Origin of the sequence: Streptomyces durbertensis (assembly GCF_014156695.1) — a bacterium.
Lineage (GTDB): Bacteria > Actinomycetota > Actinomycetes > Streptomycetales > Streptomycetaceae > Streptomyces > Streptomyces durbertensis.
This window is the reverse complement of sequence record NZ_WMLF01000206.1, coordinates 1-9,283: the sequence shown is the minus strand read 5'-3', so window position 1 is coordinate 9,283 and position 9,283 is coordinate 1. Positions and strand designations below refer to the sequence as shown.

Sequence of the window (9,283 nt, the reverse complement as noted above, 5' to 3'; positions counted from 1 at the left end):
CATCGTGGGATGGACGGGGTATCAACATATCTGGCGTTGACTTTTGGCACACTGTTGAGTTCTCAAGGAACGGACGCTTCCTTCGGATTCCCTTCCGGGCTTCCTCCGGGCGCTTCCCTTCGGTGTTTCCGACTCTATCAGACTCTTTTCCGTTCCGTTTCCGGCCCGGATTCGCAATCCGATTCCCCTGTCGGCGGGGCCGCCTTCCGGCGTGATCACTACTTTAGAGGATTTCCCGCCCGGCTCAAAATCGAGCCTTCGAAAGCCAATTCGGGCATGCCGAACAAGCCCCCGCGAGGGGAAGATCGTGCAGAGTAGTGGTCGCCACCGGACGTGGCAGAAGCGCTACCAGCGGAACCTACCGGCTCGCTGGCAACCCGGAGAACACTACGGATCCAGGACCCCCGTGTCAACCCCTGCCCCAGCGGGGCGGAAGTCGGGGTGGGCGCCGTCAGTCGAGGTGGGTGGAGACCCTGTCGAGCAGGCGGATCAGGAGGTCGCCGAGCTGGGCGCGCTCCTCGTTGTTGAGGTCCTGGAGCAGGTACTCCTCAAAGGCGGAGGCCTGGCGCATCACCTGCAGCCACTTCTCGCGGCCCTCGTCGGTGAGACCGACGATCACCCGGACCCGGTTCTCCTCGTCCCTCTCGCGGGTCACGAGTCCGGCGGCGAGCATCCGGTCGATGCGGTGTGTCATGGCGGCCGGGGTGAGGCCGAGCCGCTTGGCGATGGTGCCGGGCCACAGTTGGTACGGGCTGCCGACCATCACCAGCTCCTTCAGCACCTCCCACTCGGCTCCGCTCAGGCCCAGGGTGGCGAGCTGCCGGCCGTAGGCGACGCTCATCCGCCGGTCGAGCCGGCTGAGCGCGTTGACGACGCGTTCGACCTGGGGGTCGAGGTCGCGGTACTCGCGCTGGTAGATGGCGATCTGCTCGTCGAGGGACGGCTGGGGGTCAGGCATGCGGGGAGTATCGCACGGTACTGATTAGCATCGAAGCCTTGCCTTGTGTACTCTTTAGCTTCGAAGTTTAGAGTTGAAGTCTTCAGCTCTCAGCCCTTGCTCCACCCACAGCCCTGGCGGGCCCAGCGCCATCCGCCAGGGCTGTGCTCCGTGCGACGACAGGCGGCTGAGGGCTGGGCCTGACCAGGGGAAGGTGAGTGTTGAACACCGCGATGGGCGCACAGCTGCGCCGGATCCAGCTCGGGAACGCGTTGAGCGCGTTCGGAAGCGGCTTCACGGTTCCGTACCTCTTCGTCTACGTGGCGAACGTGCGGGAACTGGGGGCGGGCACGGCGGGTGCCGTGCTCGCCGCCTTCGCCGCCGCCGCGCTCTTTGTGCTGCCCTTTGTCGGTCGGGTCATCGACCGACGCGGGCCGCTGCCCGTGGCGCTGGTCGGTACGGCGGCGGCCGCGGTGGGCGCGCTCGGTTTCGGCATGTCCGGGACCACCCCGACCGTGATGGCCTCCGCCGCGTTGATGGGCGCCGGCATCGCGGTGCTGCAGCCCGGCCTGGCGACGATGATCGTCTGGTGCTCGACCACGACCACCCGGGCGCGTGCGTTCGCCACGCAGTTCTTCCTGAACAATCTCGGCATGGGGCTGGGTGGTCTGCTCGGCGGGCTGCTCGTCGACGAGCACCGGGCGTCGAGCTTCACGCTGCTCTTCTCCGTCGAGGCGGTCATGTTCCTCGTGCTCGCGGGCGTGCTGCTGACGGTGCGGCTGCCCCGTACCGCGGGCGGCGAGCAGGTGCTGGTCGAGGCCGCCACCGGTTCGGCGGGCGCCTCAGGGCAGGGCTCGGGCGACGGCTGGCGGCGACTGCTGTCCGACCGTCCGATGGTGCTGCTCTGCGTGCTGGGCTTTGTCCTCTTCTTCGCCTGCTACGGCCAGTTCGAGTCGGGGCTCGCGGCGTACGGGGTCGAGGTGACGGGCATCTCGACGTCCACGCTCGGCCTGGCGCTGTTCGCGAACACCGCCATGATCGTGCTGACGCAGTTTGTCGTGCTGCGCCTCGTCGACGGCAGGCGGCGCAGCCGGGTGATCGCGCTGGTGGGCCTGATCTGGACCGTCGCGTGGCTTGCCGCCGGCGTCTCGGGGCTGGTGCCGCACGCGCAGGCGGTGGCGACCGCGCTGCTCATCGCGACGTACGCGCTGTTCGGCGTCGGTGAGGCCATGCTCTCCCCGACGGTGGCCCCGCTGGTCGCCGACCTCGCGCCGGCGCGGATGGTCGGCCAGTACAACTCGGCGTTCGCACTGGTCAAGCAGCTCGGTGTGTCGGTCGGCCCCGCCGTGGGCGGGCTGATGGCGGCCCAGGGCGCGTACGCGGCGTACATCGTGCTGCTGACCGGCTGCTCGCTCGGCGTCACGGTGCTCGCGCTGCTGCTCGGCCGCAGGTTGCGGCCGGAGCAGGACAACCCGAGCCTGCGGACCTCGCGTGTCGTCCGACGTGGTGGAGACGGCGCCGCGGGGAGCGAGGAGCGGGCCGAGGACGAGGGGCGCCCCGCGGAGCGCGAGGCGGTTGCCGCGACGCCGGCCGCCGCTCCGGTCGGCTGACGTCGGGGGCCCCGGCGCGGCGACGGGTCGGCCTCAGCGCCGGCCCGTCGGGGGCGGCCGGGTCCGCCCTCAGGCTCGCCCGGTGGCGGGTGGGCCCGTCGGCAGGGCGAACTCGCACCACACGGCCTTGCCGCCGCCGGGTGTCCGGCGGGTGCCCCACGAGGAGGCGATCGTCGCGACGATCGCGATGCCGCGCCCCGACTCGTCCGCCGGTTCGGCCCGCCGGCGGCGCGGCAGGTGGTCGTCGCCGTCGGTGACCTCCACGATGAGCCGCCGGTCTGTTCGCCGCAGCCGCAGCCGCATCGGCGGCGTGCCGTGCTGGAGCGAGTTGGCGACCAGTTCGCTGGCGGCGAGGACGCCGAGGTCGTGCAGCTCGCGCGGGAAGCGCCAGGAGGTCAGCACACCGGAGGCGAAGGCCCGGGCGCGCGGCGCCGCCTCGGTCCCGCCGAGCAGTTCGAGGGCGGCGTTCCGGAAGAGTTCGGCGTCGCCACCGGTGCGGGCCGGGTGCTGGAAGACCAGGATGGCGAGGTCGTCGTCGTGGTCGGCGGTGATGCCCATGGCCCGCTGGAGGCGGTCGCAGATGATCTCGGGCGGGCCGCTCGAGCCGGCGAAGGCCCGCTCCAGGGCGGCGACGCCCTCGTCGATGTCCGCGTCCCGTCGCTCGACGAGGCCGTCCGTGTAGAGGACGGCGGTGCCGCCCTCGCCGAACGGCACCGAGCCGGAGGTGTGCAGCCAGCCGCCGGTGCCGAGCGGCGGGCCGGTCGGCTCCTCGGCCCGGTGGACCGTGCCGTCGGCCTCACGGACGAGGATGGGCAGGTGGCCCGCGGAGGCGTAGCTCAGCCGCCCCTCGCTGGGGTCGTGGACGGCGTAGACGCAGGTGGCGATCTGGCTGGAGTCGATCTCCGCGGCGAGCCCGTCGAGCAGTTGCAGCACCTCGTGCGGGGGCAGGTCGAGGCGCGCGTAGGCGCGCACGGCGGTGCGGAGCTGGCCCATGACGGCGGCCGCCCGCACGCCGCGTCCCATGACGTCCCCGATGACCAGCGCCGTTCGGCCGGCGCCCAGCGTGATCACGTCGTACCAGTCGCCGCCGACGGCCGCGTCCTCGCCGCCCGGCTGGTAGGTCGCGGCGACCCGCAGGTCGTCCGGCTGCTCCAGTTCCTGCGGGAGCAGGCTGCGTTGCAGGGTGACGGCGGCGGCCCGCTGCCGTGCCTCGCTGGCCCGCAGCCTCTCGGTGGACTCGACCTGGTCCGTCACCTCCGCGGCGAAGACGAGCACACCGCGCTCGTTCGCCCGGGAGTCCCGACCCCGACCCGGTCGCCGGCGGCCGTCCGGACGCTGCGCGCGGGGGCCGAGGTCGATGGGCGCGCAGGTGAAGGTGTAGTAGCCGACGCGGTCACCGTGCCCGGTGCGGCGGGCCTTGACCGTGCGAGGCTTGGCGCTGCGCAGCACCTGGTCCATCAGCGGCAGGAGACCGAGCTCCACCAGCTCGGGCAGGACCTCTCTGGCCGGTCCGCCGCAGGAGCGCACGCCGAAGGCCGCGGCGTACGCGTCGTTGACGTAGGCGACGCGGTGTTCCGGGCCGCGCACGATGACAAAGGGGGCGGGTACCTGCCCCAGCAACTCGTGGACGGACAGGGCGTCCAGGCTCCGGGGGACGTCCCGGCCGTCGGCGGGCGCGTCGGGGGCGGCCTCCGCGCGGGCGGCGGGCACCTCCCGTCCGGCCTTCGAAGCCCGCCCGGCGGCCGGCTCCCGCTCCGCGTCCGGGGTCTGTTCGGGGCCCGGGGTCCGCTCGGCGCCTGGAGTCCGCTCGGCCGCGCCGGCGTCCGCGGCGTCAGGCGCCCCCGGCGCCGCGTCGGGCCGGCCTTCCTCGCGGGGTCGGCCGTCGGCCGAGGTCGCGGACGGCGCGGGCCCTGCGGACCGCCTCGCGGCCCGCAGGGCGGCGGTGCGTCGCTGCGTGCCGGGCAGACGGGCGCTCCAGCGCGTGAAGTTCACTGCGGTTCAGATCCGATTCTGCTGTGTCTCTGCGGTTGCCGCCGGTGGCTTGCGCGCATCGGCGGCACGGCCTGGGTGGCGACCTTCACTACGGTCGGTGACCCTTTGGCGGTCACTCTTCGCGGTGATCGCCGCACCCATGGTCACATGTCCAGTGTGACGGACGGTGGTGACATCCGTCAGCGCTCCTCGCTGCGGGGCCCGCCGCCGGCCGCCATCTCGAATTCGGCGCGCGGGTGTTCCAGCGAGCCGAGGGAGACGATCTCCCGCTTGAAGAAGCCGGCGAGCGTCCACTCGGCGAGCACCCTCGTCTTGCGGTTGACCGTCGGGACTCGGCTGAGGTGGTAGACGCGGTGCATCAGCCAGGCGGGGTATCCCTTGAGCTTGCGACCGTATACGCGGGCGACCCCTTTGTGCAGCCCCAGGGACGCCACGGATCCGGCGTAGGAGTGCCGGTACTCGTGCAGCGGTCGGCCGCGCAGCGCGGCGGCGAGGTTGTCGCCGAGCAGCCGCGCCTGGCGGACGGCGTGTTGCGCGTTGGGCGCGCACTCGACGCCCGGTTCGTCGGCGGTGAGGTCGGGCACGGCGGCGGCGTCTCCCGCGGCCCACGCGTGTGCGGCGCCCTCGACGCGCAGCGTGGCGTCGCAGCGCAGCCGGCCGCGTTCGTCGAGCGGGAGGCCGGTGGCGGCGAGCAGGGGGCTCGGCTTCACTCCGGCCGTCCACACCAGCGTGCGGCACGGGTGCCGGGAGCCGTCGCTGAGCACGGCGACCCGGTCCTCGCACGACTCCAACCGTGTCTGCAACCGGACGTCGATCTTGCGGCCGCGTAGCTCCCGCACCGCGTACCGGCCCATCTCCTCGCCCACTTCCGGCAGGATCCGGTCAGTGGCCTCGACGAGGATCCACTTCTGCTCTTCCGGGCGGAGGTTGTGGTAGTAGCGGCAGGCGTAGCGGGCCATGTCCTCCAGCTCGGCCAACGCCTCCACGCCCGCGTAGCCGCCCCCGACGAAGACGAACGTGAGCGCGGCGTCGCGGATCTCGGGGTTCCGGGTGGAGGAGGCGATGTCGAGCTGCTCCAGCACGTGGTTGCGAAGGCCGATCGCCTCCTCGACGGTCTTGAAGCCGATGCCGTGGTCCGCCAGGCCGGGGACGGGGAGGGTGCGCGACACCGAGCCGGGCGCCAGCACGAGTTCGTCGTAGCCGATCTCCAGGTCGCCGGGTGCGGGGCTGCCGGCGGCCTCGGACGCGTCGGTGGCGCGCGCCGGTGCCTCCGCGTCCGGCTTCTCCGGCCCGGGGGCGCGTGCCGGGTCGGTCGGTCGACGCGTGGTGCGGGAGCCCTCGTCGGCGGCGATGGTGCGGACGGCGACGACACGACGCGCGTGGTCGACCCGTTTGGCCTCACCGACGACGATTCGGCAGTGCGGCAGTACGCGGCGCAGGGGCACGACCACGTGCCGGGGCGAGATCGAGCCCGCGCCCGCCTCCGGCAGGAACGGCTGGTACGTCATGTAGGGCTCGGGGCTGACGACGACGATCTCCACGCCGTACCGGGCGGTGTCGGACGGGCCCCGGAGGGGGTCGCCCTCGGGGCGGCCCGGGAGACGGCCGGCGGCCTCCTCCCGGCTTCCCTCTCTTCTGCTGCCCTCCGTCCCGCTCGGGTAACCGCTCGAAGGACCACCCGAAGGAGTGATGTTTTCGTCGTCGGTCCGGGCGAGGTGGGCGTGGGCGCGCTTCAGCTCGGCCCTGAGTTTCTTCTGGAGCCGGAGAGCGGTGTACATGCCGACGTAGCCGCCGCCGACCACCACGATGCGGGTCGGTCGGCCGGCTGCCGGCTGGGGCGTCGTTGGCTCCTGTCCGTCCGTCACCCGTCCATGACGCACTCCGTGACGGCCGTTTGTCCACAGGTCGCAAGGAATTGTGTGAACGGGGGAAGGTATTGCTCCGCTTAGCCCGTTGGAGTGGTCGGCGCACGAAAGACGCAGGTCACCACGGGTATGGATGAGCGGGACAGGGGGTAGATCCCGGGCAGAAGGGGGGAGTGCTCCGATCGGGGGTCACTCAGTGCTCAACCAACCCCCTTCACTCGTGACCACGGCTCAACTATGTTCGAGGTGAGTCCGGCGGCGGGTGACCGGCCCGCACGAGCGGACGCCAAACGGGGAGTCTCCGGGGGGAGACGAGATGAACAACCGGGGGAATACACATGCGTGTTCAAGGTCTTGACCATGCCCATCTCCGCCAGGCCCGCCCCTCCAGGCCGGCGCACGAGTACGGCCAGCCCGGCGGTGCGACGTACGGGCAGGGCGCGGCCGTCGTCGTCGAGCGGCCGGCCGGTTCCGACAGCGCGCCGGACGCCGCCACGGCGGACGCGGAGCGCGGCGCGGCCCGTCCGGCACCGCTGCGGGTGGACGCCCAGCGCAATCTGGAGCACGTGCTGCGCGCGGCCAGGGAGGTCTTCGGCGAGTCCGGCTACGGCGCGCCGATGGAGGACGTCGCCCGGCGGGCCCGGGTGGGCGTCGGCACGGTGTACCGCCGCTTCCCGAGCAAGGAAGTGCTCGTGCGGCGGATAGCCAGGGAGGAGACGGCCCGGCTGGCCGAGCAGGCACGGACGGCGCTCGAGTGGGAAGGCGAGGCGTGGCCGGCGCTCGCCCGCTTCCTGCGCACCTCCGTCGCCTCTGGCGCGGGGCGGCTGCTGCCGCCGAGCGTGCTCGTGGCACCGCGCGCCGCCGAGGAGCCCGAGGCCGGTGTATCCGGGCGTGAGCCGGGTGGCTTCCTGGACGTCGTCCCCCGGCAGCGTACGGCGCCGGCCCCGCGCGCCGCGGCGGCGGTGCCGACGGCCGACTCGGTGGCCGGCGGCCGGGAGGCCGGCGAACTGCTCAGCGTGGTCGGGCAGCTGGTCGACCGGGCTCGGGCGGCCGGCGAGCTGCGTGAGGACGTGACCGTCGCCGACGTCCTGCTGGTGATAGCCACCTCCGCTCCGACGTTCCAGGACGCCGGGCAGGGGGCCGTCGCCTCCGACAGGCTTCTCGACATCCTGCTCGAAGGGTTGCGCGCCCGCTGACCTCCTCCGTGCCGCTGTAGGGCCGGTACGCGGTGTGAAGTGCCAGGTGGGCGACCGGTGGCGGCCCGGCGCCGCGACGGCGGGGCGTCAGCGCGGCCGGCGCCGTCAACTCCCCGGATGGGTGGTTGCGGTCGCCGGCCCGTCCCTTCGGGGCCCGAGTTGTGGCAGTCTTTCCCGGTACTTGGCGGCGACAGCGTGCAGCGGGGGCTTCCGCGATGGGTGTTGAGGGCCAGGACGAGCCGCGCGCCGCGGACACGTCCGAGGCGGAGCGGGGCGTGGCCCCGGCGGAGCAGGATGCCGGACGGCCCGAGCCGGCCGCCGCCACGGCGCCGAAGGTGCCGGGCCAGGCCGGTGGCGGACGGACAGCCGTGTCGGTGCCGCCGCAGCGCGCCGTCCGGTCGCCCGGCGGCGGGCGGCCTCCCGCCGGCGGGGGGACGGAGAGCGACGAGGAGCCCGTCGGCGACGCCGAGCTGGTCTCCCTCATCCGCGCCGGTGACACCGAGGCCTACGAGGAGTTGTACCGGCGGCACGCGGACGCCGTGCGGCGCTACGCCCGGACGTGCTGCCGCGACAGCGACACGGCCGACGACCTCACCAACGAGGTGTTCGCCCGAACGCTGCAGGCCGTGCAGCGCGGCAAGGGGCCCACCACCGCGGTGCGCGCCTACCTGCTCACTTCGGTGCGGCACGCGGCGGCGGCGTGGTCCAGGAGCGCCAAACGCGAGCAGTTGGTGGAGGACTTCGCGCTTTTTGCCGTCTCCGCGGTGGGAGGTCCGGCGGGCGGCGAGGACACCGTCGAGCTCGGCGCCGACGTCCGCGCCATGCACGAGGCCGAGCAGTCGATGGTGGTCCAGGCGTTCCGGACGCTGCCGGAGCGCTGGCAGGCGGTGCTCTGGCACACCACGGTGGAGGAGACGTCGCCTCGGGACGTCGCCCCGATCCTCGGCCTGACCGCCAACGCCACCGCCGTGCTCGCCCACCGGGCTCGGGAGGGCCTCAAGCAGGCCTACCTCCAGGCGCACGTCAGCCAGTCGCTCACGTCCGGCGGCGACTGCGCCAGGTACGCCGACCGGCTCGGCGCCTACGCCAGGGGCGGTCTGCGGACGCGGGCGGAGCGGGGCCTGCGCAAGCACCTCGAGGAGTGCGCGCGGTGCCGTACGGCGGCGCTGGAGGTCAAGGACGTCAACGAACGGCTCGGCGCGCTGCTGCCGGTCGCCGTCATCGGTTGGTTCGCCGCCACCTACGCGGTCAAGGCCGCCGGCGGAGTGCTGGGGGGCGCCGGGGCCGGGCTGGCCGCCGGGTCGGCGGCCGCCGCGAGCGGCAAGTCGGGCGCGGGCGCGGGTGCCGTCTCGGAGGGGTTGGGCGCGCCGGCCAAGGCGGGTATCGCCGCGAGCGCGGTGGCGGCGGCCGCCGCCGCCACGGCCCTGGTGCTGGCGCTCGCCGGCAGTCCGAAGCCGGACGCGCCGCCCCAGGCGAGGCCGTCGGTGGCGCCGTCCGCTCCGGCGGCCGAGCCGGAGCCGGCTCCCCCCGCGCCCGAGGTACTGGTGCCGCGGCCGGCGGAAGCACCGCCACCGGCTGTCACGCCGACGCCGACCCCGACGCCCTCGGCGCCGAGCGCGCCGCCTCCCAGTCCCCCGCCGACGCCCGGCCCGCCCGTGGTGCGGGTCCCCGACCGGCCGGAGC

At 73.6% G+C, this 9,283-nt stretch carries 6 protein-coding genes; 3 read left to right on the top strand and 3 right to left on the bottom strand.

The window, feature by feature from the left end; translation table 11 throughout:
• Window positions 1-451: 451 nt before the first annotated feature.
• The gene (locus tag GL263_RS15125; RefSeq protein ID WP_182856227.1) at window positions 452-958 is read right to left on the bottom strand and encodes a MarR family winged helix-turn-helix transcriptional regulator; all 507 of its coding nucleotides are present in this window, start codon (window positions 956-958) and stop codon (window positions 452-454) included.
• A gap of 212 nt (window positions 959-1,170) precedes the next feature.
• Here GL263_RS15125 and GL263_RS15120 point away from each other — a divergent pair, with 212 nt between their 5' ends.
• The gene (locus tag GL263_RS15120; protein ID WP_182856229.1) at window positions 1,171-2,547 is read left to right on the top strand and encodes an MFS transporter; all 1,377 of its coding nucleotides are present in this window, start codon (window positions 1,171-1,173) and stop codon (window positions 2,545-2,547) included.
• Window positions 2,548-2,616: 69 nt separating this feature from the next.
• On the opposite strand, the gene GL263_RS15115 is transcribed toward GL263_RS15120, so the two are convergent.
• Together GL263_RS15115 and GL263_RS15110 are read right to left on the bottom strand one after the other, a co-directional pair.
• Window positions 2,617-4,539: an ATP-binding SpoIIE family protein phosphatase gene (locus GL263_RS15115; RefSeq protein ID WP_182856226.1), complete on the bottom strand. Its 1,923-nt coding sequence runs from the start codon at window positions 4,537-4,539 to the stop codon at window positions 2,617-2,619.
• A 179-nt stretch (window positions 4,540-4,718) separates the two neighbouring features.
• Complete coding sequence (locus GL263_RS15110) at window positions 4,719-6,404, bottom strand: NAD(P)/FAD-dependent oxidoreductase (RefSeq protein ID WP_323379407.1); 1,686 nt, start codon at window positions 6,402-6,404, stop codon at window positions 4,719-4,721.
• A gap of 338 nt (window positions 6,405-6,742) precedes the next feature.
• Between GL263_RS15110 and GL263_RS15105 the strand changes: the two genes are divergently transcribed.
• The gene (locus GL263_RS15105) at window positions 6,743-7,600 is read left to right on the top strand and encodes a TetR/AcrR family transcriptional regulator (RefSeq protein ID WP_182856225.1); all 858 of its coding nucleotides are present in this window, start codon (window positions 6,743-6,745) and stop codon (window positions 7,598-7,600) included.
• Window positions 7,601-7,815: 215 nt separating this feature from the next.
• On the top strand, window positions 7,816-9,283 hold a 1,468-nt coding region (locus tag GL263_RS15100; protein WP_182856224.1), incomplete at its 3' end, for a sigma-70 family RNA polymerase sigma factor.

Coding starts and splice junctions, on each gene's coding strand:
- GL263_RS15105 (WP_182856225.1), top strand. CDS start 6,743: ATGCGTGTTCAAGGTCTTGACCATGCCCATCTCCGCCAGGCCCGCCCC.
- GL263_RS15125 (WP_182856227.1), bottom strand. CDS start 958: ATGCCTGACCCCCAGCCGTCCCTCGACGAGCAGATCGCCATCTACCAG.
- GL263_RS15120 (WP_182856229.1), top strand. CDS start 1,171: ATGGGCGCACAGCTGCGCCGGATCCAGCTCGGGAACGCGTTGAGCGCG.